Genomic DNA, 23,030 nt, shown 5'->3' on the forward strand with positions numbered 1-23,030 from the left:
GTCAGGAGCCCGAATGATGGGAGCTGTGTGAACTGTGCGACGAGTGCGAGCTGTGAGAGCTGTGATAGGCCATGAATTGACCTTGGTCTCCCCGTTTCAACACAAATGTGAACAAATCGTTGCCGCCGCGTACCGAAAGGTTTTCGCTCTGAGGAGGCGACTGGGTTGCGATTGTTTGGTCAATGGCGGGGTCGGTGATCTGGTGAGGTACTGATGCTGAAGCATGCTCTGTAGCAACTGCTGCTGCCAAAGTCGCCATCGGTACCAGAAAGGAGCGTTTTTTCATTATTGGATTTCCTTATCAGGGGTGGGGTTACTCGCTGAGTCTCTCCGTCAGATGAGCGTGATGTCAATATGGAATTAACTTGGCTGAGCGTTCCGCAGTCAAAATCCGACAGACGTTACAAAGAAGGTAAGTTTTCGAGCTGACGTGCCTATGAAAAGTCTGTCGCTGGTGCCGTTTTTCCTCGACGGCGTGGGCGGTCATCCAGACTTGATGCAAGCCGATGGTCTGCACCCGGCAGCCGGGGCTCAGGGCAAGTTGCTGGAAAATGTCTGGCCGACGCTAAAACCGCTGTTATGAGGCTTTTCTAAGGGCAGGCTTTCGGCTAATGTGGCGCCCCCTTATTTGGAGCCCCCGATGTCGCGTTCTGCCTGGTCCCTGTTTGCCTACCAACTGATCGAGCCTGACGAGCAGCTGGATCTGTTCGCCTGCCAGGAAGTGCGGGTACATCTGGTGACCCGTCAACTCGAACTCGGTGGCTCGGCCGATCGTACCCTGTGCGGCAGCCTGTTGCCGGCGCAACCGCGCTGGTCGAGCGTCGATCGTCGGGTGTTTCAGGATCAGCGCCTGTGTTCGCTGTGCCGGGCGATTCTGGAATCGCAAAAGCGTGGCACCTCGCCAATCTGGCCTGAGCTGCGTTTCGAGCTCTGATTCTGTGGGAGCCGAGCTTGCTCGCGAAGAGGCCATGTCAGTTAACATTTTTGGCGACTGACCCACCGCTTTCGCGAGCAAGCTCGCTCCCACCTGGAACACCTTGTCGCCTGCATAGGGGTGATCTCCCCGAATATTCAAAGTGCGGTGTACAATCGCGCTCTTATACCCTTGTTGATCATGCGAAGGATTTTCCGGATGTTGCCGCGCTTTCCTGCCGTCACCCGCTGCCTGTCACTTGCCGCCCTGTGTGTGGCCGGTCCCGTTGCTGCATTGGAGTTTCCCCTGCCTCCACCCGGTGAAGACATCATCGGCCAGGTCCAGGTGATCAAAGCCAAGTACGAAGACACCTTCGCCGATCTGGGCACGAAGTACGATCTGGGCTACTCGGAGATGGTCGCGGCCAACCCGGGCGTCGATGCCTGGTTGCCGGGCGCCGGCACCGAAATCGTCCTGCCGACGCGGTTCATCCTGCCGCCGGGCCCGCGCGAAGGCATCGTCATCAACCTCGCCGAATACCGCCTCTACTACTTCCCGAAAGGCCGCAACGTGGTTTACACGTTCCCGCTGGGTATCGGTCGTGAGGGTTGGGGTTCGCCGATTGCGCACACCTCGATCACCGCCAAGACACCAAACCCGACCTGGACGCCTCCAGCGTCGATCAAGGCTGAGCACGCTGCTGATGGCGATCCGCTGCCAAACGTAGTGCCGGCCGGCCCTGACAATCCGCTGGGGCCGTTCAAGTTTACTTTGGGCACGCCGGGCTACCTGATTCACGGTTCGAACAAGAAGTTCGGGATCGGCATGCGCACCAGCCACGGCTGCTTCCGCATGTTCAACAACAACGTGCTGGAAATGGCCGGCATGGTCCCGGTCGGCACGTCGGTGCGGATCCTCAACGATGCCTACAAGTTCGGCAGCAGTGGCGGCAAGGTCTATCTGGAAGCGCACACGCCGATCGACGACAAGGGCAATCCGTCGGTGGTCGACAAGCACACCGCAGTGATCAACGCGATGCTCAAGCGTGAAGATGTCACCAGCAACCTGCGCGTGAACTGGGATGTGGTGCGGGATGTGGTCGCGGCCGAAGATGGCCTGCCAACGGAAATCGGTACACCGAATACTTCGGCACCGATTGTTGCCAATACACCGATCGACCTGCAGCAGTAAGTCGTACTCCGGAACCCGTCGATGCGTGAAGCGTCGGCGGGTTTTTTATTGCCTGAACAAAACGATGGGCAATAAAAAAGCCGACCCGATAAATCGGGTCGGCTCGATAACAATCCCGAGGGATTATTACTTGCGGCTAGCTTTGTCCAGCATGCGCAGAGCACGCTCGTTAGCTTCGTCAGCAGTCTGTTGTGCTTTTTGAGCAGCAGCCAGAGCTTCATCAGCTTTACGGTAAGCTTCGTCTGCACGAGCCTGGGAGCGAGCAGCTGCGTCTTCAGTAGCGGTCAGACGTGCTTCGGTTTCTTTCGATGCGCTGCTGCAACCGGTAGCCAGAACTGCGGCCAGAGCCAGAGCAGAGAATTTCAGAACGTTGTTCATCGTGTTCCCCTTCAAGGACTTTCAAATTAAGTGGCTGTCTCCTCACGATTGAGGAAATAGCCGGCGTACATACTACCCATTAGTTGTAGTAAGTAAACTGACGTAAGGCAAGAAGCAAAAAAAATTGTAGGCGCTGATTCTTTTTCGAGCAACTTTTAACTGCGCTGTATAAAAAATACCCAGCTGCAAGCCCCGTGCAGAGCGAGTTATTGAGAAAAAGTTCCCGTTACGGCGTGCTGTTTTTGCGGTCTTGGCTAAAGTCTTTCTAGATGAATTCGTCCACACTTTTGTTCCGATTTTGCGTGCTGCTTCGCTTATCTTTGTCCATGTTGAGGTGACTTTAAAAAAGGCTGCACGTCTTAAGTCTCAACATCCGGCAATGTTCAGGTGAGTGGCACGGGAAGATCTTCTTCCCAATCACCTCTGCGTCCCTTGGAGCTACCCTCCCGCCAACTCGCTTGATGACGAGCGCACCTTGAGCATTTTTGCCAATGGTGCCTACTATTTATCAGGTGCCAGGTTGCGCGAGATCGGTGTGGTTCTTCTCGGTGTCCATCAGGCACGGGGTGGCGTAGTTGTTCCTTCGCCGGAAAAACATCGGTAAGGTAGGGGTCAGAATCCAAGACCCGCGAGGAGTAGTGATGAGCGAGGCGTTGTCCATCCACCATGACCAGGCTGGTCATCAGTTCGAGACCAATGTGGACGGTCATCGTGCCTACCTGACCTATATGGATCTGGGGAAACAGACCCTGGATATCTATCGCACGTTCGTGCCCAACGCCCTGCGTGGCCGTGGCATTGCTGCAGCGCTGACCGAAAGCGCGCTGCAGTACGCCGAAGAAATGGGCTACACGGTGATTCCGTCGTGCTCCTACGTCGAGCGCTACATGGAACGTCATCAGCGCCGCGCCGCCAAGATCTGAACCGCACACACAAAAACGCCGGGCAATGCCCGGCGTTTTTTTATGCCTGCAAAACGCCTGTCAGTCGCGCTGGCGTTTCGGCAGAACATCCTTGAGCTTGGCGTGCATGCTGCGCAGGGTGTTCTCGGTGGCAGACCAGTCGATGCAGGCATCGGTGATCGACACGCCGTATTGCAGGTCGGCGAGGTCTTTGGGAATCGCCTGGCAACCCCAGTTCAAATGACTCTCGACCATCAGGCCGATGATCGACTGGTTGCCTTCGAGGATCTGGTTGGCAACGTTCTCCATCACCAGCGGTTGCAGGGCCGGGTCCTTGTTGGAGTTGGCGTGGCTGCAATCGACCATGATGTTCGGCTTGATCTTCGCTTTGTTCAGCGCCTGCTCGCACAGGGCAACGCTGACCGAATCGTAGTTCGGCTTGCCGTTGCCGCCGCGCAGCACCACGTGACCGTAGGCGTTGCCTTTGGTGGTGACGATCGACACGCCACCTTCCTGGTTGATGCCGAGGAAGCGGTGCGGGCTGGATACCGATTGCAGGGCGTTGATCGCCACCGTCAGGCCGCCGTCGGTGCCGTTCTTGAAGCCGACAGCCGAGGACAGGCCGGAAGCCATTTCCCGGTGAGTCTGGGATTCGGTGGTGCGCGCGCCGATCGCCGACCAGCTGATCAGGTCCTGCAGATACTGCGGGGAGATCGGGTCGAGGGCTTCGGTCGCGGTCGGCAGGCCTTTTTCGGCCAGATCCAGCAGCAACTGACGACCGATGTGCAGACCGTCCTGGATCTTGAACGAGTCGTCCAGGTACGGATCGTTGATCAGGCCTTTCCAGCCGACGGTGGTCCGTGGCTTCTCGAAATACACGCGCATGACCAGATACAGAGTGTCGGAGACCTCCGCAGCCAGCACCTTGAGGCGATCGGCGTATTCGTGGGCAGCCTTGATGTCGTGGATCGAGCACGGGCCGATCACTACGAACAGACGGTGGTCGGTGCCATCAAGAATGTTGCGAATGACTTCGCGGCCCTTGGTGACGGTGCGCAGGGCAGCGTCGCTCAGAGGAATATCACGCTTGAGCTGATCGGGAGTGATCAGGGTCTCGTTAGAGGCGACGTTTAGGTCGTTGATCGGTAAATCAGCCATCGTTTACTCGTCAGGTCACGGGTGCCGGCCGCCAGCGATCCCCGCGCGGCGGAGCACAGCAGATTTAAGCGCGTCGGGGAGCGGAACCTTAGCGCGTAAAGCGCCTGCTCGACAATGGGCATGTAACTGTTTGGAGAAGACGGTCAGTCCAGCACTGGCTGGGCGAAAGCCTTGCGCACACTGTCATGAGAGAACTCGTCGGCGTGTTGCTCGACCCATTGCAGGGCCACCGCCTGAATTTCCTGCAGGTCATCGTGGGTGTCGTGCATGCGGCAATAGCGCTCGATCTGACACACTTGCTCACCCATTCGCGCACTGAACAGCGTCTGCTCATCGGTAAACGCGATGCCCACCAGATAGCCTTTTTTGCGCCGCAGGCACCACGCCACATAGCCCGGATAACAGATGTCGGCATTCAGTGATGGCATGCGCACTTGCAGCGCTGTGCCATGGCGCCAGGCACGGTGGTAATTGCAAGCGATGCCGCCGAGGCTGATAGTGTGCAGCTGTTGCCTGGAAATACACTCAGGCTTGAGCAAGGTTAATTCAACCGGCACCTCGTCCGGATGAGGAATGAAACGTCCCATGAGCACAGACTCCCTGTGTCGGCCATTTGACATTGTTTCCCCCAGTATAGTGGTCGAATCCGAACTGACCGATTTCGACGCCGACCAACGGCTGCTGGCGATGAACGGCGTTTCGCTGGTGATTTTCACCAGTGTCGGTTGCGCCAGTTGCCGTTATGCACGGGAAGTATTGCCGGGGTTCGATCTGGCCATCGATCGCCTGTGCTGGATCGATGCCGGCGACAACGGCGGGTTGGTGGAGCGCTATCAGGTCTTTCATTTGCCGGCGCTGTTTGCGGTGCGCGACGGCGAGTTCTTTGGGGCATTGCACACGCGCCTGACGGCCGCTGCGCTGAACGCAGCGCTGGCGCAGGCACTGGGTCGAATTGCAGAGGAGTTGCCATGATGGGGGCAGTGAATAAACCGGGCGTTGATAAACCGAAAGTGGGGATTATCGGCACCGGTGCAATTGGTGGTTTTTACGGGGTGATGCTGGCGCGTGCCGGTTTCGATGTGCACTTCCTGTTGCGCAGCGAGTTCTCGGCGGTGGCCGAGCGGGGATTACAGGTGAACAGCGCGGTGCATGGCCCGCTGACGCTGAATCCGGTGCAAGCCTATTCGGCTGCCGAAGACATGCCTAAGTGCGACTGGCTGTTGGTCGGGGCGAAAACCACCAGCAACGCAGGTCTCGCGCCTTCCATCATTCAAGCGGCCAAACCCGACGCGAAAGTGCTGGTCCTGCAAAACGGTCTCGACGTCGAAGACAGCTTGCGTGAGCTGCTCCCTGATTCCTTGCACTTGCTGGGCGGCTTGTGCCTGATTTGCGTCCACCGCGAAGGCCCCGGACAAGTCACCCATCAAGCTCTGGGCGCGGTCAATGTTGGTTATCACAGCGGCCCGTCCAGCGATAACGCCGCACGTATGGCAATTGTCGAGGAAGGCTCCGGTCTGTTCCGCGCTGCCGGTCTCGACTCCCAGGCCATGCCCAATCTGCAGCAGGCGCGCTGGCAGAAACTGGTTTGGAATATTCCCTACAACGGACTCTCGGTGTTGCTCGGTGCGAGCACCACACCGCTGATGGCCGATGCCGACAGCCGCGCGTTGATTCAGGCGTTGATGGCCGAAGTGGTGCAGGGCGCCAAGGCCTGCGGCCACGACGTGCCGCCGGGATACGCCGATTATCTGTTCATGATGACCGAGAAAATGCCCGACTACTGGCCGAGCATGCACCACGACTTTTTACATAGGCGACCGCTGGAGCTGGAGGCGATCTACGCTCGGCCATTGGCCGCGGCGAAGGCGGCGGGCTGTGAGCTGCCGCGCATCGAAGCGCTGTATCGCAATTTACGTTTTATCGACCGGCGCAACGTTTAAGCCGATCGAATTGGGGGAAGGCATGGCCAAGAACATCGATGACAAACTGGTGCTGGCGATTTCGTCGCGCGCCTTGTTCGACCTGAGCGAGAGCCACAAGGTCTACCTGTCGAGTGGCGTCGAAGCCTACCGGCAATATCAGATCGAGCACGAAGACGAAATTCTTGCGCCCGGCGATGCCTTCCCGTTGGTGGAAAAACTCCTCAGCCTGAACAGCCGCCTCGGCCGTGCGCGGGTCGAGGTGATTCTGGTCTCGCGCAATAGTGCCGACACCGGATTGCGCGTGTTCAATTCGATTCATCATTATGGGCTGGCGATTTCCCGCGCGGCGTTCGTCGGCGGGCGCAGTCCTTATCCGTATCTGAAAGCGTTCGGCTGCGATCTGTTTCTTTCCACCCATGCTGAAGACGTGCGCGCGGCGCTGGATGCCGGCTTCGCTGCGGCGACAATCCTGTCCGGAGGCGCCAGCCGCGCGGCCAGCGACGAATTGCGCATTGCTTTCGACGGTGACGCGGTGATTTTTTCCGACGAGTCGGAGCGCGTTTATCAGTCGGGCGGGCTGGAAGCATTTCAGGCCAAAGAGCGCGAAGCAGCTCGTGAGCCTTTGCGCGGTGGGCCGTTCAAAGGTTTTCTGGCGGCGCTCAATCTGTTGCAGCGCGAGTTTCCCGATGATGATTGCCCGATCCGCACGGCATTGGTCACCGCGCGTTCGGCGCCGGCCCATGAGCGGGTGATCCGCACCTTGCGCGAGTGGGATATTCGTCTCGACGAATCGCTGTTCCTCGGCGGCCTGACCAAATCGGCGTTCCTTGAAGCCTTCGCTGCCGACGTGTTTTTCGACGATCAGGCCGGCCACTGCGAACTCGCCCGCGAGGTGGTTGCCACCGGCCATGTCCCTCACGGAATCAGCAACGAACCGTCGGTCTAAAGCCTACGTGCTTCAAGACGTTGCGTCGCACGTCGTACTCGCCAAGGCACTGCTAAGCTGAATCAAATCTCCGCCATGTTGGCACGCGAGGAGGTCATATGATTCGTTCGATGCTGTATGCCACTGACCTCGGTCTGTACGCACCGTTAGTGATGCAGCATGCCCTGGCGCTGGCGCGGACGTTCAATGCCGATCTGTACGTGGTGCACGCGGTGGAGCCGATGGGGCTGTTTGCCGAATCGGTGTTGCAGAGTTACCTCGACGAACAGGCATTGAACGAATTTCACAGCCAGGGTCTGAAAACTGTCATTGCCAATATCGAGCAGCGGGTGCTGGAAAGCTTTCGCGAAGAACTCGGCGATGAAGGCGAGCAGGATCTGCAGCGCATCCGCGCCGTGCGTGTGCTGCAGGGTGATCCGTCGCAGGTGATTCTCGACCAGGTGCAGAAGCTTTCTGTCGATCTGCTGATCGTCGGCAGCCACAGCCACGGGGTGGGCGCGGAAACGCCGTTGGGGCGCACGGCGACGCGAGTCCTGCAACTGGCCAAAGTGCCGGTTTATCTGGTGCCGTTGGTGGAGCGTCGGCGGCGGGAGGATCGCTAAGGCAGGAATAATGGCGCTTTGATAAAAAAGTTCTAGATTTATTATTCAAACCATTAATATAGTTATATACCGTCGCTGATGCCCGTGGCGTCTACCTGCTTTGAGGGATTCATATGAAGCTTCAACAATTGCGCTACATCTGGGAAGTGGCGCACCACGACCTCAACGTTTCCGCTACAGCCCAAAGCCTTTACACCTCGCAACCGGGCATCAGTAAACAAATCCGCCTGCTGGAAGACGAACTCGGCGTCGAAGTGTTCGCCCGCAGCGGCAAGCACCTGACACGCGTGACCCCGGCCGGCGAGCGCATCATCACCACTGCCGGTGAGATTCTGCGCAAGGTCGAAAGCATCAAGCAGATCGCCCAGGAATTTTCCAACGAGAAAAAAGGCACCCTGTCGATCGCCACCACGCACACCCAGGCACGTTATGCGCTGCCACCGGTGATCAGCAATTTCATCAAGCAATACCCGGACGTGGCGCTGCACATGCATCAGGGTTCGCCGATGCAGATCGCCGAAATGGCCGCTGACGGCACCGTCGATTTCGCCATTGCCACCGAAGCGCTGGAACTGTTCGGCGATCTGGTGATGATGCCGTGCTACCGCTGGAACCGCTGCGTGGTCGTGCCGCAGGGCCACCCGCTGACCAAGCTGCCGAAGCTGACCCTCGAAGCCTTGGCCGAATACCCGATCGTGACTTACGTGTTCGGTTTCACCGGCCGTTCGAAACTCGACGAAGCTTTCAGCCATCGTGGCCTGACGCCGAAAGTGGTGTTCACCGCCGCCGACGCCGACGTGATCAAAACCTATGTGCGTCTGGGTCTGGGCGTGGGTATCGTCGCTAAAATGGCGGTCGACACCAAACTCGACAACGATCTGGTGGTGCTGGATGCCAGCGAACTGTTCGAGTCGAGCGTGACCAAGATCGGTTTCCGTCGCGGCACCTTCCTGCGTGGTTTCATGTGCGACTTCATCGAGAAGTTCGCCCCGCACCTGACCCGCGAAGTCATGGCCAAAGCCATTCAATGCCACAACAAGCAGGAACTGGAAGAACTGTTCGACGGCGTCGAACTGCCGGTTCACTGATCAGTTGTTTCAGAGCACCTCGGTGACAGCGAACTGTTGCCGGGTGCCCGCCACCAGAATCTCCACCTCATCGCCTTCGCACTTGCCCAGCAGACCTTTGCCCAGCGGTGAGCGCGGGGTGATGACGGTAATCGGCTGACCGACCACATCGACTTTCAGACCTGCCGCATCCGGCGCCAGAAACAGCCATTGTTCGCGACCCTTTTCGTCCTCCAGACCGAGCAGGGCGCCGACCTCGATACCGCGATTCTCGTCATAGGCCCGCAGCGTCAGGTTCTGGCACAGCGCCAGTGACTGACGGATTTCCTCGACCCTTTTTGCCTGACCCGCTGCCAGATACGACGCTTCCAGACCCAGCGTGTCGTACTTGTTTTCGGCGATGTTTTCCTCGTGGGTCGCGGTTTCGTAAGCGGTTTGCGCAGCGCGTTCGGCGATGTCGAGATCGACGCGCAATTTGTCGAGAATCAGTTGGTGAACCGTGTGTTTGTTCATGATCAATCGCAGAATTGCAGAACGTTGGCGCGGCTCTTTTCGCTCGGCGCGGTTTGATCCTGTTGCAGCCAGAACTGACACTTCGGATTCGACAGATTACGCGTGCTGCCACGCGCCTGGTCCAGCCGTGCCTGCTGCTCGTTCTTGCGCAGGTTTTCTTCGTATTGCTGGAACAATGGGCTCTGCGGTGGAATATCCGGCTGGACCTGAACAGCCGCCGGCGGATTGGCCAGTTGCTGCACCGCTTGGGCAACCGATGCCAGTTGTTCCTTGAACAGGAAATGCGAGAGCAGCCAGCAGGTCAGCGCAATGGCGAGAAAGCCCAGCCACATGCCCAGAGCAATGCTGCCGGTCAGATGCAGCGCGCTAAGCTGTACAGGCAACGGGCGGCGCGGGTTTGGGCGATAGGGCATGGCTGCCTCCTGGCGGATGATTGCGGGCAAGTGGCGATTGTCGCACGAAGATTAATCGCCGTCGGCTCTTCTGCGCGAGGTCATTTATGCGGACAATCGACGTTTTTGCCAACGGGAGTCTTGAATGCCGCAATTGAAAACCCGCTGGGATATTTTCTGCACCGTCGTCGACAACTTTGGTGACATCGGTGTGACCTGGCGTCTGGCCCGGCAACTGGCGGCCGAACAGGGTCTGGCGGTGCGCCTGTGGGTCGATGATCTACGCGCATTCGAGCGTATCTGCCCCGAGATCGATATCAGCGCGGCACAGCAATGCCAGCAGGGTGTCGAGGTGCGCCACTGGCCGGTCGAGTGGTCGCACACCGACGCCGCCGATGTGGTGATCGCCGCGTTTGCCTGTCAGTTGCCCACAGATTATATGGAGGCGATGGCCGCGCGCGAACGGCCGCCGCTGTGGATGAACCTCGACTATCTCAGCGCTGAAGACTGGGTGATTGGCTGTCACGGGTTGCCGTCGGTCAAATACAAAAACGTGCAGAAAATCTTCTTCTTTCCAGGCTTTCAGCCGGGCACTGGCGGGCTGTTGCGTGAGCGCGGATTGCTCGAGCAGCGTCGGCAGTTTCAGCAGGATGCCGAGGCTCAGCAGCGTTTTCTGCAAGGTTTGGGGGTCGATCGTGCAGCGGATGCGCAGCTGATTTCGCTGTTTGCCTACGAGAATGCCGGGCTGGCGAGTTGGCTTGATGTGCTGGCGGCCGATGCAGCGCCGACCCATCTGCTGGTGCCGGAAGGGCGGATTCTTGGCGATGTCGCACGCTGGCTCGGCGTGGAAACCCTGGCGGTCGGCGCGATACAGGTGCGCCAGTCGCTGACCGTGCAGGTATTGCCGTTTGTCCGTCAGGATCAATACGACCACTTGCTCTGGTGCTGTGACTTCAATGCCGTGCGCGGTGAAGACTCGTTCGTTCGCGCGCAATGGGCGGGGCGGCCGATGCTGTGGCACATCTATCAGCAGGACGAAGACATCCATCTGGACAAGCTCGACGCCTTCCTTGCGCTCTACACGAAAAGCCTGTCGCCGGCTGCTGCCGAGGCGATGAACGGTCTCTGGCGGGCCTGGAGTGCCGGTCAACCCATTGGCGAACACTGGCTCGCGGCCCGTAATCATTGGCCAGAACTGCAGGAAAATGCCGAAGCGTGGTGTCTGGAACAAGGCTTGCAGGCCGATCTTGCCGCAGCGCTGGTACAGTTTTACCTAAATTGGATATGATACGCGGCCTAGATTTTTGTAAATCCCATCCAAATTCGGATATTCGCAATGAAAACTGGTAAAGAACTGAAACCCGGTACCGTGATCCGTCTCGAAAACGATCCTTGGCTGGTTCAGAAAGCTGAATTCACCAAATCGGGCCGTAACAGCGCGATCATGAAGACCAAGCTGAAAAACCTGCTGACCGGTTACAAGACCGAGATCGTTTACAGCGCTGACGACAAACTGGACGACGTAATCCTCGACCGCAAAGAAGCGACCCTGTCCTTCATCAGCGGCGACACCTACACGTTCATGGACACCACTGACTACACCATGTACGAGCTGAACGCTGAAGACATCGAAGCCGTTCTGCCTTTCGTTGAAGAAGGCATGACCGATGTTTGCGAAGCGATCTTCTTCGAAGAGCGTCTGGTTTCCGTAGAGCTGCCGACCACCATCGTGCGCGTAGTTGACTACACCGAAGGTTCGGCTCGTGGCGACACTTCCGGCAAAGTCATGAAGCCAGCCAAGCTGGCCAACGGTACTGAGCTGCAAGTTGCTGACTTCATCGAAATCGGTGACAAGATCGAAATCGACACCCGCGAAGGCGGTTCCTACAAAGGCCGTGCCAAATAAGCACTGCTTTTTGCGGAAAGAAGAAGCCCGACCATTGCGTCGGGCTTTTTTGTGCCTGCGATTTGTGTCACGCCGCAGACCCTGTAGGAGTGAGCCTGCTCGCGAATGCGCCGTGTCATCCAATGAAGTGTTGTCTGACTGGACGCTTTCGCGAGCAGGCTCGCTCCCACAGGGGATTTGTGTGTGGTTTCAGACGGTGGTGTGCAGACGCACATCGACGTTGCCACGGGTGGCGTTGGAGTACGGGCAGACCTGGTGAGCGGCGTCGACCAGCGCTTGCGCGTCGGCTTGGTCCAGGCCAGGCAGGCTGATGTGCAGGTCGATGTCCAGACCGAAACCGCCGGGGATCTGGCCGATACCGACGTGGGCGGTGATCGAAGCGTCGTCAGGGATTTTGCGTTTGGTCTGGCTGGCGACGAATTTCAGTGCGCCGATGAAGCACGCCGAGTAGCCGGCCGCGAACAGTTGCTCCGGGTTGGTCGCCGCACCACCGGCACCGCCGAGCTCTTTCGGAGTGGCGAGTTTGACGTCGAGGACGTTGTCGCTGGAGATCGCACGACCGTCACGGCCGCCAGTGGAGGTTGCGATTGCGGTGTAGAGAGTTTGCATGGTGTGAGCCTCATCGGTTGTGTTTTTGTGCGCTAATTGCTTGCGCGCTAAGTAAGTACGAAATGAATGTATCGCGCGAATATTTAGCGCGCAAGATAAATTTTTGAGAAATCTGCGTTTCGGCGAAGAGATGTTTATTGGAGGCGGGCTGTAAGGCTTGATTTAGAGCGGATTGCGCGGGAGGCAGGTGTTGAAAATATTTTGCTGGCGATGAAATCAATGTGGGAGCGAGCCTGCTCGCGAATAGGATCTCTCATGCAACAAGTCAGTCGGCTGACAGACCGCATTCGCGAGCAGGCTCGCTCCCACAGGGGGACAGTATTGGCTTTAACTCAGGCTGTTCTGCAAATGGCTACGCAGCGCCTGCAACTCTGATTGCAGTCTCTGCAGACGTTCCAGAGAAAAGCCACTGGCGCCGAGGATGCATTGCGGGACCGTCTGGGCTTTTTCTTTCAACGCGCGGCCTTGTTCGGTCAGTTCAACAATCACCACCCGCTCATCCTCACGACTGCGTGTGCGGCTGAGCAACCCTTCGCCTTCGAGGCGTTTGAGCAGCGGAGTCAGCGAGCCGGGATCGGTCAGCAACCGCGAGCTGATTTCTCCGACGGTCAAACCGTCCTTCTCCCACAACACCATCATCGCCAGGTACTGCGGATAGGTCAGATTCAAGGCTTGCAGCAATGGTTTGTAGACCTTGGTCATCATCAGTGAAGTGGAATGCAGGGCGAAGCACGCCTGGTTATCCAGCAGCAGGTCGTCGCAGATGTCGCGTTCGGAAGTCATGTCAAAAGCCTTGTTCGGTAATGGACATGAATCTAGCGCTCGAATCTTTAATGCGCCAGATAATTCTCCAGTGCTAGTGCCGGCCCAGATCTCGCTGTAGCGCCAGATCCCATGGCGGCACCGGACTGAAGCGGGTCTTGAGATATTCGAGCAACAAGCGGCTGCGCGAATGGGTTTGCTGTTCCATGCGCAACGCGTAAATGCCGGTGGACTCCGGACTTGGCAGGCCGTTTTCGCAGAACAACGGCAGCAGTTCGCCGCGCAGCAGGTATTCGCTGGCCAGCCACGTCGGCAGATGCGCGATGCCCAAGCCAGCCAAGGCACCGCAGACCAGCGCCTCGGCATTGTTGGCGCTCATGCGGATGCGCGCCGGGCGGTGCAATTGCATCTGGCCGTCCTGCTCGAAGCGCCAGGCGAAGGGCGGTGCGAGGCCGTCCCAGTCGAGGCCGTCATGCTCGCTCAGTTGCCCCGGACTGCCAGGCACACCACGGCGCTTGAGGTAGTCAGGACTGGCGCAGGCAATGCGCACCATGCTCGCCAAGGGTGTGGCCACCAATCGAGTGTCAGCCATTTGTCCGGCGCGCAGCACCAGATCGACTTTGCCCAGGTTCGAGCCGCCCATGTCGACGAAGCTGTCGATCAGGTGCAGTTGCACATCCAGGCCCGGATACAGAACGAGAAAGTCAGCGATCACGGGGGCCAGATGCCGGCGCCCGAAAGCGGCCGGCGCATCGATGCGGATCAAGCCCTCGGGCGCACTGCTCAGTGACACCGCTTCCGCGCGGGCCAGTTGCAACTCGGCAACAATCCGTCGCGCGCGTTCGGCAAACGCCAGACCCGCTGGCGTTGCGCGCACAGCGTGAGTGCTGCGGACAAACAACTGGCTGCCAACGGCGCTTTCCAGGCTGTCGATACGTCGGGCGACGGCCGAAGGTGTCAGTGGATGACGACGCGAAGCGGCGGAAAAACTGCCACTCTCCAGTACATCGAGAAACAGCCCGAGTTGATCGGTCAATTGATTGGGATTCATGTTAGCAAACGCCTGTGCGAAATCGGCATAGCCATTGTGCGTTGCTGTGCGTTTCCCCGCCAGCCGTGACTGCGTAGGATGATTCTCCTGACGTGAGAGGAATTCGGCTGTGATGGAGTTTTTGTTGTACCTGTTGTTCGGCGCCGCCCTTGGCACACTGGGCGGCATCTTCGGCATTGGTGGCGGCTTGATCGCCATTCCGTTGCTCGGCGTGTGGTTTGGCCTTGATCAGCAGATCGCCCAAGGCACGGCGCTGGTCATGGTGGTGCCGAACGTGATGCTGGCGCTGTGGCGATATCACCAGCGCAATCGCATCGAGCTGCGGCATGCGCTGCCCTTGGCGGTGATGGGTTTCTGCTTTGCGTGGATCGGTTCGATCTGGGCGGTGGGCATTGATGCGCAAACCATGCGCATCGGTTTTGTCGCATTTCTGGTGGTGCTTTCGGCCTACAACCTGTTGAAGATGTTCGGCAAGCAACCCGCTGCGACTTCCGAAATGCGCTATTCCTGGCCATGGCTTGGCGTGCTTGGCGCGGCGTCCGGGACCATGGGTGGTTTGTTCGGTGTCGGCGGGGCGGTGGTGGCAACGCCAGTGCTGACCAGCCTGTTCGGCACCACGCAAGTGGTTGCTCAAGGTTTGTCGCTGGCGCTGGCCTTGCCGAGCACCGGCGTGACTCTGGTGACTTACGCGGTACACCACGAAGTCGACTGGATGATCGGTCTGCCACTGGCGATCGGCGGTCTGGCGAGCATCAGTTGGGGGGTGAAAGTCGCCCACGCCATGCCGGAAAAACTCCTGCGTGGGCTGTTTTGCGGTTTTCTGGTGCTGTGTGCGGTGATGCTCGCGTTTAAAGTTTAAAACCTTCGACGATATGCTCGGCCAGGCACTCGGTGATCGGCGACGGATTGTTCAGGTTGCGGATCAGCATGATGCTGGCCTCGGGCAACAGCGGCAGATCTTCGGCGGCGCCGAGAATGCGCATGTCCGGGGTAATCAGGCTTTCCAGCTGCGCGGTGATCGCCAGACCCGCGCTCACCACGGCCATCAACGCCGAGAGGCTGGTGCTGTTGTAAGCGATGCGGTATTCGCGGCCCATCGCATCCAGCGCATTGCACGCCCACAAGCGGCAGAAACAATCACTGTTGAACATCGCCAGCGGCAGCGGCGTTTGTTCGTGGGCACTGAAATTCTGCGCTTCGGCCCAGACGAAACGCTCCTTGCGCAGCAGTTGGCCGATCTCGTTGCCCGGCTCGCGGGTGACGATCGACAAGTCCAGGTCGGTGCGCTGCAACAGCTGTTTGGTCGATTCGCAATGCACTTCGATCTGGATCAGCGGATAGAACTGCGCGAACCGCGACAGGATTCCCGGCAGAAAGCGCATGACGTAATCGTCCGGCGTACCGATGCGCACTGTACCGACCATGTGCGGCTCACGCAGGGTGTTGAACACTTCACTGTGCAGTTTGAGGATGCGCCGCGCGTAACCGAGCAGTACCTGGCCTTCAGCAGTCAGGCGCACCTGACGGCCGTCGCGCTCGAACAACTGGCGCTGCAACACGTCTTCTTCCAGACGCTTCATCTGCATGCTCACTGCCGATTGCGTGCGGTTGACCATTTCTCCGGCACGGGTAAACCCGCCCTGATCAGCGATGGCGACAAAGGTGCGCAGGACATCGGTATCGATACTGGGGTAGGCCGACAATTGATGAATCTCCGTGATGCATGCCATCAGAAACATTCGTTGGATTGATCGTAGCGCGGGGCAGAGACTTGAGCCATCCCACAAGGAGGGCGATGCGATGAAAGGTCAAAAAGCTTATGTAAATGATGAAAACGTGCCGGTTCATCTTATTTCCGATCTGCTGCACAAGTTTAGCCGCTGGTACGAACTGCACCGTGAACGCGAACTGCTCGCCAGTCTGAGTGACGAAGCGTTGAAAGACATCGGGGTCAGTCGTGCCGACGTTGAACACGAAGCCGTGCGGCCGTTCTGGGATGACCCGATGCATAAATGACCGCTGCATAAATGATGAGCAGAGCGCTACACAAACCAACTTCAAGTGAGGTAGGTTGCGAGCAGACAAGGAGATGCTCATGCCCGCAACAGTATCCTTTTCCCTCAAACAGGCGCGACGACTGGCGCTGGCGGCCCAAGGGTTCAACGGGCGCCAGCCGCCGACTGTCAAAGCCGCTCACGTCAACCGGCTGATCGAACGGCTGGGTCTGCTGCAAATCGACTCCGTCAACGCCGTGGTGCGCTCGCACTACCTGCCGCTGTTTTCCCGTCTTGGTGCCTACTCTGCTGATTTGCTCGACCAGGCTGCCTGGAGTTCGGGGCGACGTCGCACGTTGTTCGAATACTGGGGGCATGAAGCGTCGTTGCTGCCACTGTCGATGTATCCGCTGATGGCGTGGCGCATGCAGCGCGCCAGGCGCGGCGAGGATATCTATCAGCAACTGGCGAAGTTCGGTCGCGAGCAGCAGGACGTGGTTCGCCGGGTGTTGAGTTCGGTTGAAGAGCAGGGCGCATTGGGCGCCGGCAGCCTGTCGACCCGCGAAGACAAGGCCGGGCCATGGTGGGACTGGAGCGCGGAAAAGCATGCGCTGGAGTGGTTGTTCGCCGCCGGTGAAGTCACGGTGGCGGGGCGTCGTGGTTTTGAGCGTTTGTACGATTTGCCGGAACGGGTAATTCCTTCGGCGATCCTGCAACAAGCGTTGCCTGATGAAGCCGAAGCGCAGCGCGGGCTGTTGTTGCATGCGGTACAGGCACTGGGCGTCGGCACTGAAAAAGACCTGCGTGATTACTTTCGCCTGAACCCGGCGGATGCGCGTCCGCGTCTCGCAGAACTGGTCGAAGCAGGGCAGCTGCAAATGTGCGAAGTCGCCGGTTGGCGGCAAATCGCCTATTGCCTGCCGGAGCCGAAAGTCCCACGCAAGGTGGCGGCCAGTGCGTTGTTGTCGCCCTTCGATTCATTGATCTGGGAACGCAGCCGGACTGAGCGCTTGTTCGATTTTCGCTATCGGCTGGAGATTTATACGCCGCAGGACAAGCGGGTCTACGGCTATTACGTGTTGCCGTTTCTGCACAACGAGCGGATTGCCGCGCGGGTTGATCTGCGTGCCGAGCGGGCGGCAGGGCAGTTGGCGGTGCATGCGGTGCACGAGGAAGAACCGGGGCTGGATGAGGAGGGGATGTTGGTGCTGGCGCTGAACTTGCGGCAGATGGCGGATTGGTTGGGGCTGGCGCGGGTGCAGTTGAATTGTCAGCGCGAGAGTGCGACGCGGTTGCGGGTGGCATTGGCGAAAATCGAGGGCGTCTGAGCGGACGCCTTCGCGAGCAGGCTCGCTCCCACATGGGTTGCGTATACGACACAAATCCAGTGTGGGAGCGAGCCTGCTCGCGAAAGAGGCGACGCGTTCTAGCGGCGAACCTGCTTCAGGGTTTCGGCAATCAGAAACGCCAACTCCAGCGACTGATCAGCATTCATCCGTGGATCACAATGGGTGTGATAGCGATCCGACAAGCCATCTTCAGTAATCGGCCGCGCGCCACCAATGCACTCGGTGACATTCTGTCCGGTCATCTCGATGTGAATGCCGCCGGCGTAACTGCCTTCCGCTTCGTGCACCTGGAAGAACTGTTTAACCTCACCGAGGATCTGCGCGAAGTCGCGGGTCTTGTAACCGCTGCTGGCCTTGATGGTGTTGCCGTGCATCGGGTCGGAACTCCACAGCACCTGCTTGCCTTCACGCTGCACCGCGCGAATCAGCGCCGGCAAGTGATCGCCGACCTTGTTCGCACCCATCCGCGCGATCAGGTTCAGGCGCCCCGGATCATTGTCCGGGTTGAGCACGTCGATCAGACGGATCAGATCCTCCGGATTCATGCTCGGGCCGACTTTCACGCCGATCGGGTTGTTCACGCCACGTAGGAATTCAACGTGCGCGCCGTCGAGCTGACGGGTGCGGTCGCCGATCCACAGCATGTGCGCCGAGCAATCGTAGTAATCGTTGGTCAGGCTGTCGCGCCGCACGAAGGCTTCTTCGTAGTTCAGCAGCAGCGCTTCGTGGGCGGTGAAGAAACTGGTTTCGCGCAGTTGCGGCGAGCTGTCCATGCCGCAGGCGCGCATGAACGCCAGGGTTTCATCGATGCGGTCGGCCAGGTGGCTGTATTTCTCGGCCAGCGCCGAGTTGGCGATGAAATCCAGGTTCCACTTGTGCACCTGATGCAGGTCGGCAAAACCGCCCTGAGCAAAGGCACGCAGCAGGTTCAGGGTTGCGGTGGACTGGTGGTAGGACTGCAGCAGACGTTCCGGATCCGGCACGCGGCTCTTTTCGTCGAAGCCGATGCCGTTGACGATGTCGCCACGGTAGGCCGGCAGGGTCACACCGTCGATGGTCTCGTCGTTGGCCGAACGCGGTTTCGCGAACTGACCGGCCATGCGCCCGACCTTGACCACCGGGCAACCGGCGGCGAAGGTCATGACGATCGCCATTTGCAGCAACACTTTAAAGGTGTCGCGAATCTTCGCGGCGGAGAACTCGGCGAAGCTTTCCGCGCAATCGCCGCCCTGCAGCAGGAATGCCCGGCCCTGAGTGACTTCGGCAAACTGACGACGCAGCTCGCGCGCTTCGCCGGCAAACACCAGTGGCGGATAGCTGGCCAGCGTCTGCTCGACCTGGTGCAGATGCGCAGCGTCAGGATATTGGGGTTGTTGCTGGATCGGCAGGGCGCGCCAGCTGTCAGGGCTCCACGGTTGGCTCATCACGGTCTCTAATTGGTTCTACGCACGGGAAGCCCATGGTAGCAGCAATTAGTGCGTGACCTGCTCCCGCCCCATCACCGACAATCGCCGCTTTGCCACGGCACCACAGCGGTGCCATCGCGTCACCGCGCCCGGTGACCATCAGGAGACGAAATGACTGAGGAGCGCGTCGAGCATCTGCTCGCCGAAGTACAGGATGAGTTCGGCGTGATTCGCGTGCTGGAAGTGGCCGATTACCGCTTTCTCGAGTTCGGCGATGCGATCGAGCAAAGCTGCGTGTTCACCGCTGATCCGAGCTGGCTGGAATACGACTACACCCGGGCGATGCTGATCGGTGCGTTGTGCCATGAACAGCCGGAGAGTGCGCTGTTTCTGGGGCTCGGTGCCGGTACGCTGACTCAGGCTTGCCTCAAGTTTCTGCCGCTGGAAGATGTCGAAGCCATTGAACTGCGCCCGGATGTGCCGCGTTTGGCTATCGAATACCTTGGGCTGGATGATGATCCTCGCCTGTACATCCGTGTCGGCGATGCGCTGGAGTTGTTGCCGACCGCAGAGCCTGCGGATCTGATCTTCGTCGACCTCTACACTGACGTCGGGCCGGGTGTCGGGCATCTGGCCTGGGGTTTTCTCGGTGATTGCCAGAAGCGTCTGAATCCGGGTGGCTGGCTGGTGATCAATCAGTGGGCTACCGATGATGGCCAACCGCTGGGCGCGGCGCTATTGCGCGGACTCTATCACCGGCATTATTGGGAGCTGCCGGTGAAGGAGGGCAATGTGATTCTGCTGGTGCCGGCGGACCTTGATCAGGAACTGGACATGCAAGCGTTGACCACGCGGGCCGCAGCGCTGGCGCCACGGTTGGGCTATTCGTTGCAGCCGTTGATCAACGCGATTCGCCCGGCGACTTGAGTCGTCAGTGATGGCCCCTTCGCGAGCAGGCTCGCTCCCACATTGGAATGCATTTCCCTGTGGGAGCGAGCCTGCTCGCGAAGAGGGCCTGATAGCCTGCGAAAATTTCAGATCCCTTTGAAAATGCCAGGACGCCGCTCCACCAACGACCTCACCCCCTCCCTGGCATCTTCACTGGCCAGCAACTTCTTCACCAGCGCCGGCAACCCCTGCGCCGCCGCTGTCTCACCTTCATACCTTGCCTGCCGCGCCGACATCAACGTCGCCTGCACCCCCAGCGGCGCTTGCCGGGCAATCCGCTCAGCCAATTCAATCGCCCTCGGCAACAGATCTTCACTGGCTATGACTTCCTGCACCAACCCCAGATGCAACGCATCGTGCGCATCAAACTCATCGCCGGTCAGCAACCAGCGCATGGCATTGCCCCAACCGGCAATCTGCTGAAAACGTAAAGTCGCGCCACCAAAAGGAAAAATCCCACGCTGCACTTCCATTTGCGCGAAGCGGGTATTGCTCGCACAGAGATTGATATCCGCCGCCAGCATCAGCTCGATGCCAATGGTCAGGCAGTAGCCCTGTGCGGCGACAATCACCGGTTTGCTCACCCGTGGCCCGACGAAAACGCCCCACGGATCGCAACCGCCGGGCGGAACCTGCCAGCCTTGCGCCAAAGCCGAACTGGCGTTGACCAGATCCAGACCGGCGGTAAAGTGTTCGCCATGACCGAACACCAAGGCTACCCGCGCCTCGCTGTCGGCTTCGAACTCGCCATAGGCCAGGCTCAGCTCGTTGAGCAGGTCGAGGTCGAAAGCGTTACGTTTGGCCGCTCGATCGAGGCCAATCAGGTGGACGTGACCACGACGTTCACGGCTGACGCGGCCGGGGCAGGGCTGATTCATGGCGAAATCCTCGAGCGGGAAGGGCGGGTGCAGCGACGGTATGCCGCACATCGATGAATCGTTTAAGCGTCATCGCCCGCAGGGCCGGGCCTTTGAAAAATAGACCTTGGCGCGATTATCCGCAAAACCCCGTTACACAGCGGTGACACACGCATTCAGCCAATAAAAAAAGCTCCCTTTTTGGGCAAAATCCGGTATAGTGCGCGCCGGCCTTTAACCGGGCCGCGTTTAGGTAGCGCAATTTCCCGAAGTCAGCTTCGGCTGCACGTCCGCATTGCGGGCTCTTCCCGGACGATTCTTTTTTTCATTCATTCGTTTTCGCAAATCCCCGCCGACAAAGCTGCCAGGGCGACTCTTGAGTCTCAACACGGCATGCGCAGCTTTGGAGCATGGGTCTTTGCGGATGCACTTAGAGGCAGACCCATGACCCAGGAAACCGGCGGATTCGCCGCTTTTAATCTTAACCCGAATATTCTTGCAGCCGTCGCAGCGACCGGCTACGAAGAGCCTTCGGCGATTCAGCAGCAATCGATCCCGATCATCATGGCCGGCCAGGACATGATTGGCCAGGCGCAAACCGGTACCGGTAAAACCGCCGCGTTCGCACTGCCTATCCTGCACCGCATCGATCCTGCCAAGCGCGAACCGCAAGCCCTGATCCTGGCGCCAACTCGTGAGTTGGCGCTGCAAGTAGCAACCGCTTTCGAAACCTACGCCAAGCAAATGCCGGGCGTTACTGTTGTGGCCGTTTACGGCGGCGCGCCGATGGGCCCGCAACTGAAAGCAATCCGTAATGGCGCACAGATCGTTGTCGCCACTCCGGGCCGTCTGTGCGACCACCTGCGTCGTGACGAAAAAGTGCTGTCGACCGTGAACCACCTGGTTCTCGACGAAGCTGACGAAATGTTGAAACTGGGCTTCATGGATGACCTGGAAGTCATCTTCAAGGCTCTGCCAGCGACCCGTCAGACCGTTTTGTTCTCGGCGACCCTGCCGCAGTCGATCCGCGCCATTGCCGAACGCCACCTGCGCGATCCGCAACACGTGAAGATCCAGACCAAGACCCAGACCGTTACCGCGATCGAACAGGCCCACCTGTTGGTTCACGCTGACCAGAAGACTTCGGCCGTTCTCAGCTTGCTGGAAGTGGAAGACTTCGACGCTCTGATCATGTTCGTGCGCACCAAGCAAGCGACCCTGGATCTGGCCAGCGCCCTCGACGCCAAAGGCTACAAAGCCGCGGCGCTGAACGGTGACATCGCCCAGAACCAGCGTGAGCGCGTCATCGACTCGCTGAAAGATGGCCGTCTGGACATCGTTGTTGCGACCGACGTAGCTGCTCGTGGTCTGGACGTTCCGCGCATCACTCACGTGTTCAACGTTGACATGCCGTACGACCCGGAATCCTACGTTCACCGTATCGGCCGTACCGGCCGTGCCGGTCGCGAAGGTCGTGCACTGCTGCTGGTGACTCCACGTGAGCGCCGCATGCTGCAAGTGATCGAGCGTGTAACCGGTCAGAAAGTCGCTGAAGTCCGTCTGCCGGACGCTCAGGCCGTTCTCGATGCGCGCATCAAGAAACTGACCAACAGCCTGTCGCCGCTGGTGGCTGATGCCGAATCGACTCACGGTGAGCTGCTTGATCGTCTGACTGCAGACATCGGCTGCACCCCGCGTGCTCTGGCTGCTGCGCTGCTGCGCAAAGCCACCAACGGTCAAGCGCTGAACCTGGCGGCGATCGAGAAGGAACGTCCACTGGTGCCGAACAATGCACCGCGTGGCGACCGTCCTGAGCGCACCGGTGACCGTCCTGATCGTGGTGACCGCGAGCGTCGCGCGCCAATGCCTTTGGGCGAAGGCCGTGCTCGTTGCCGTACCGCGCTGGGTGCGCGTGACGGTATCGCTGCGAAGAACCTGCTGGGCGCCATCCTCAACGAAGGCGGTCTGGCCCGTGAAGCGATCGGTCGCATCCAGGTGCGTGACAGCTTCAGCCTCGTCGAGCTGCCGGAAGATGGTCTGGACAAACTCCTGACCAAACTGAAGGACACTCGCGTTGCCGGTAAGCAGCTGAAACTGCGTCGCTATCGCGAAGATTGATCCGCCCTTGGGCTGATTGATCGAACATAAAAAATCCCCGACTGGT

The 23,030-nt window shown here is 59.2% G+C and carries 27 protein-coding genes and 1 pseudogene; 16 read left to right on the forward strand and 12 right to left on the reverse strand.

What is annotated here, in order from left to right; all coding sequences use genetic code 11:
- Position 1 precedes the first annotated feature (1 nt).
- Complete coding sequence (gene hxsA2, locus L8H52_RS05545) at positions 2-286, reverse strand: His-Xaa-Ser repeat protein HxsA2 (RefSeq protein WP_242205692.1); 285 nt, start codon at positions 284-286, stop codon at positions 2-4.
- Between the two features lie 153 nt (positions 287-439).
- Between hxsA2 and L8H52_RS05550 the strand changes: the two are divergent.
- From L8H52_RS05550 to L8H52_RS05560, 3 genes and pseudogenes are all read left to right on the forward strand, one after another.
- Positions 440-583, forward strand: a pseudogene (locus L8H52_RS05550) (arylesterase); the annotation flags it as partial.
- 57 nt (positions 584-640) lie between these two features.
- The gene (locus L8H52_RS05555) at positions 641-934 is read left to right on the forward strand and encodes a hypothetical protein (RefSeq protein ID WP_007908575.1); all 294 of its coding nucleotides are present in this window, start codon (positions 641-643) and stop codon (positions 932-934) included.
- A gap of 198 nt (positions 935-1,132) precedes the next feature.
- Complete coding sequence (locus L8H52_RS05560; RefSeq protein ID WP_127929247.1) at positions 1,133-2,104, forward strand: L,D-transpeptidase family protein; 972 nt, start codon at positions 1,133-1,135, stop codon at positions 2,102-2,104.
- Positions 2,105-2,230: 126 nt separating this feature from the next.
- Here L8H52_RS05560 and oprI read toward each other — a convergent pair whose 3' ends face one another.
- Entirely contained in the window at positions 2,231-2,482 is a 252-nt protein-coding gene (gene oprI / locus L8H52_RS05565) for an outer membrane lipoprotei OprI (protein WP_003199355.1), read from the reverse strand.
- Positions 2,483-3,123: 641 nt separating this feature from the next.
- Between oprI and L8H52_RS05570 the strand changes: the two genes are divergently transcribed.
- A complete protein-coding gene (locus L8H52_RS05570; RefSeq protein ID WP_003226804.1) occupies positions 3,124-3,405 on the forward strand; it encodes a GNAT family N-acetyltransferase in 282 nt (93 codons plus the stop codon).
- A gap of 60 nt (positions 3,406-3,465) precedes the next feature.
- Here the strand turns inward: L8H52_RS05570 and L8H52_RS05575 are convergent, their stop codons facing one another.
- Positions 3,466-4,542, reverse strand: a complete 1,077-nt coding sequence (locus L8H52_RS05575; protein WP_242205690.1) for a 3-deoxy-7-phosphoheptulonate synthase — start codon at positions 4,540-4,542, stop codon at positions 3,466-3,468.
- Between the two features lie 143 nt (positions 4,543-4,685).
- Positions 4,686-5,129, reverse strand: coding sequence for a PilZ domain-containing protein (locus L8H52_RS05580; RefSeq protein WP_034155250.1), 444 nt, complete (start codon positions 5,127-5,129; stop codon positions 4,686-4,688).
- On the opposite strand from L8H52_RS05580, the gene L8H52_RS05585 reads away from it, so the two are divergent.
- The 5 genes from L8H52_RS05585 (at position 5,128) to cysB (ending at position 9,100) form a co-directional block, all read left to right on the forward strand.
- Complete coding sequence (locus tag L8H52_RS05585) at positions 5,128-5,514, forward strand: thioredoxin family protein (protein ID WP_242205688.1); 387 nt, start codon at positions 5,128-5,130, stop codon at positions 5,512-5,514. The genes L8H52_RS05580 and L8H52_RS05585 overlap by 2 nt on opposite strands.
- Complete coding sequence (locus L8H52_RS05590) at positions 5,511-6,482, forward strand: putative 2-dehydropantoate 2-reductase (RefSeq protein ID WP_242205685.1); 972 nt, start codon at positions 5,511-5,513, stop codon at positions 6,480-6,482. The genes L8H52_RS05585 and L8H52_RS05590 overlap by 4 nt, the downstream gene beginning before the upstream one ends.
- Before the next feature lie 22 nt (positions 6,483-6,504).
- Positions 6,505-7,410 (forward strand): 5'-nucleotidase, encoded by a 906-nt coding sequence (locus tag L8H52_RS05595; RefSeq protein ID WP_007908587.1) that lies wholly within the window; start codon positions 6,505-6,507, stop codon positions 7,408-7,410.
- Between the two features lie 98 nt (positions 7,411-7,508).
- Positions 7,509-8,012, forward strand: a complete 504-nt coding sequence (locus L8H52_RS05600; RefSeq protein WP_242205683.1) for a universal stress protein — start codon at positions 7,509-7,511, stop codon at positions 8,010-8,012.
- Between the two features lie 113 nt (positions 8,013-8,125).
- Positions 8,126-9,100 (forward strand): HTH-type transcriptional regulator CysB, encoded by a 975-nt coding sequence (gene cysB, locus L8H52_RS05605; RefSeq protein WP_003183769.1) that lies wholly within the window; start codon positions 8,126-8,128, stop codon positions 9,098-9,100.
- A 9-nt stretch (positions 9,101-9,109) separates the two neighbouring features.
- Here cysB and L8H52_RS05610 read toward each other — a convergent pair whose 3' ends face one another.
- On the reverse strand, positions 9,110-9,592 hold the full coding sequence (locus L8H52_RS05610; protein WP_137217767.1) for a GreA/GreB family elongation factor: 483 nt from the start codon (positions 9,590-9,592) through the stop codon (positions 9,110-9,112).
- A 2-nt stretch (positions 9,593-9,594) separates the two neighbouring features.
- A complete protein-coding gene (locus tag L8H52_RS05615) occupies positions 9,595-10,005 on the reverse strand; it encodes a hypothetical protein (protein ID WP_242205681.1) in 411 nt (136 codons plus the stop codon).
- 124 nt (positions 10,006-10,129) lie between these two features.
- Here L8H52_RS05615 and earP point away from each other — a divergent pair, with 124 nt between their 5' ends.
- Both earP and L8H52_RS05625 read left to right on the forward strand, forming a co-directional pair.
- Entirely contained in the window at positions 10,130-11,272 is a 1,143-nt protein-coding gene (earP, locus tag L8H52_RS05620; RefSeq protein WP_242205679.1) for an elongation factor P maturation arginine rhamnosyltransferase EarP, read from the forward strand.
- A 48-nt stretch (positions 11,273-11,320) separates the two neighbouring features.
- The gene (locus L8H52_RS05625; protein WP_007908599.1) at positions 11,321-11,890 is read left to right on the forward strand and encodes an elongation factor P; all 570 of its coding nucleotides are present in this window, start codon (positions 11,321-11,323) and stop codon (positions 11,888-11,890) included.
- 189 nt (positions 11,891-12,079) lie between these two features.
- On the opposite strand, the gene L8H52_RS05630 is transcribed toward L8H52_RS05625, so the two are convergent.
- The 3 genes from L8H52_RS05630 to L8H52_RS05640 all read right to left on the reverse strand — a co-directional run bounded on the left by L8H52_RS05630 (position 12,080) and on the right by L8H52_RS05640 (position 14,312).
- Positions 12,080-12,499, reverse strand: coding sequence for an organic hydroperoxide resistance protein (locus L8H52_RS05630; protein ID WP_242205677.1), 420 nt, complete (start codon positions 12,497-12,499; stop codon positions 12,080-12,082).
- 327 nt (positions 12,500-12,826) lie between these two features.
- Entirely contained in the window at positions 12,827-13,282 is a 456-nt protein-coding gene (locus L8H52_RS05635) for a MarR family transcriptional regulator (protein WP_242205676.1), read from the reverse strand.
- A 73-nt stretch (positions 13,283-13,355) separates the two neighbouring features.
- Positions 13,356-14,312 carry a LysR family transcriptional regulator gene (locus L8H52_RS05640; RefSeq protein ID WP_242205673.1) on the reverse strand — a complete coding sequence of 319 codons (957 nt, stop codon included), beginning with the start codon at positions 14,310-14,312 and terminating at the stop codon, positions 13,356-13,358.
- A gap of 109 nt (positions 14,313-14,421) precedes the next feature.
- Between L8H52_RS05640 and L8H52_RS05645 the strand changes: the two genes are divergently transcribed.
- Positions 14,422-15,171 (forward strand): sulfite exporter TauE/SafE family protein, encoded by a 750-nt coding sequence (locus L8H52_RS05645; protein ID WP_175553567.1) that lies wholly within the window; start codon positions 14,422-14,424, stop codon positions 15,169-15,171.
- Here the strand turns inward: L8H52_RS05645 and L8H52_RS05650 are convergent.
- Positions 15,161-16,015: a LysR substrate-binding domain-containing protein gene (locus L8H52_RS05650; RefSeq protein WP_007908606.1), complete on the reverse strand. Its 855-nt coding sequence runs from the start codon at positions 16,013-16,015 to the stop codon at positions 15,161-15,163. The two genes, L8H52_RS05645 and L8H52_RS05650, sit on opposite strands and share 11 nt — an antisense overlap.
- 97 nt (positions 16,016-16,112) lie before the next feature.
- Here L8H52_RS05650 and L8H52_RS05655 point away from each other — a divergent pair, with 97 nt between their 5' ends.
- Together L8H52_RS05655 and L8H52_RS05660 are read left to right on the forward strand one after the other, a co-directional pair.
- Positions 16,113-16,328, forward strand: a complete 216-nt coding sequence (locus tag L8H52_RS05655; RefSeq protein ID WP_242205671.1) for a DUF1127 domain-containing protein — start codon at positions 16,113-16,115, stop codon at positions 16,326-16,328.
- Between the two features lie 79 nt (positions 16,329-16,407).
- On the forward strand, positions 16,408-17,634 hold the full coding sequence (locus tag L8H52_RS05660) for a winged helix-turn-helix domain-containing protein (protein WP_242205669.1): 1,227 nt from the start codon (positions 16,408-16,410) through the stop codon (positions 17,632-17,634).
- Between the two features lie 98 nt (positions 17,635-17,732).
- Here the strand turns inward: L8H52_RS05660 and L8H52_RS05665 are convergent, their stop codons facing one another.
- Positions 17,733-19,079: a 3-deoxy-7-phosphoheptulonate synthase class II gene (locus tag L8H52_RS05665; RefSeq protein ID WP_242205667.1), complete on the reverse strand. Its 1,347-nt coding sequence runs from the start codon at positions 19,077-19,079 to the stop codon at positions 17,733-17,735.
- Between the two features lie 153 nt (positions 19,080-19,232).
- On the opposite strand from L8H52_RS05665, the gene L8H52_RS05670 reads away from it, so the two are divergent.
- The gene (locus L8H52_RS05670; RefSeq protein WP_242205664.1) at positions 19,233-19,988 is read left to right on the forward strand and encodes a spermidine synthase; all 756 of its coding nucleotides are present in this window, start codon (positions 19,233-19,235) and stop codon (positions 19,986-19,988) included.
- A gap of 107 nt (positions 19,989-20,095) precedes the next feature.
- On the opposite strand, the gene L8H52_RS05675 is transcribed toward L8H52_RS05670, so the two are convergent.
- Positions 20,096-20,887: a crotonase/enoyl-CoA hydratase family protein gene (locus tag L8H52_RS05675; RefSeq protein ID WP_242205663.1), complete on the reverse strand. Its 792-nt coding sequence runs from the start codon at positions 20,885-20,887 to the stop codon at positions 20,096-20,098.
- Between the two features lie 423 nt (positions 20,888-21,310).
- Here L8H52_RS05675 and L8H52_RS05680 point away from each other — a divergent pair, with 423 nt between their 5' ends.
- Entirely contained in the window at positions 21,311-22,984 is a 1,674-nt protein-coding gene (locus tag L8H52_RS05680) for a DEAD/DEAH box helicase (protein ID WP_008088238.1), read from the forward strand.
- Positions 22,985-23,030: the final 46 nt, after the last annotated feature.

This window comes from Pseudomonas sp. CROZ-RG-20F-R04-15 (genome assembly GCF_022662375.1).
Taxonomy (GTDB): domain Bacteria; phylum Pseudomonadota; class Gammaproteobacteria; order Pseudomonadales; family Pseudomonadaceae; genus Aquipseudomonas.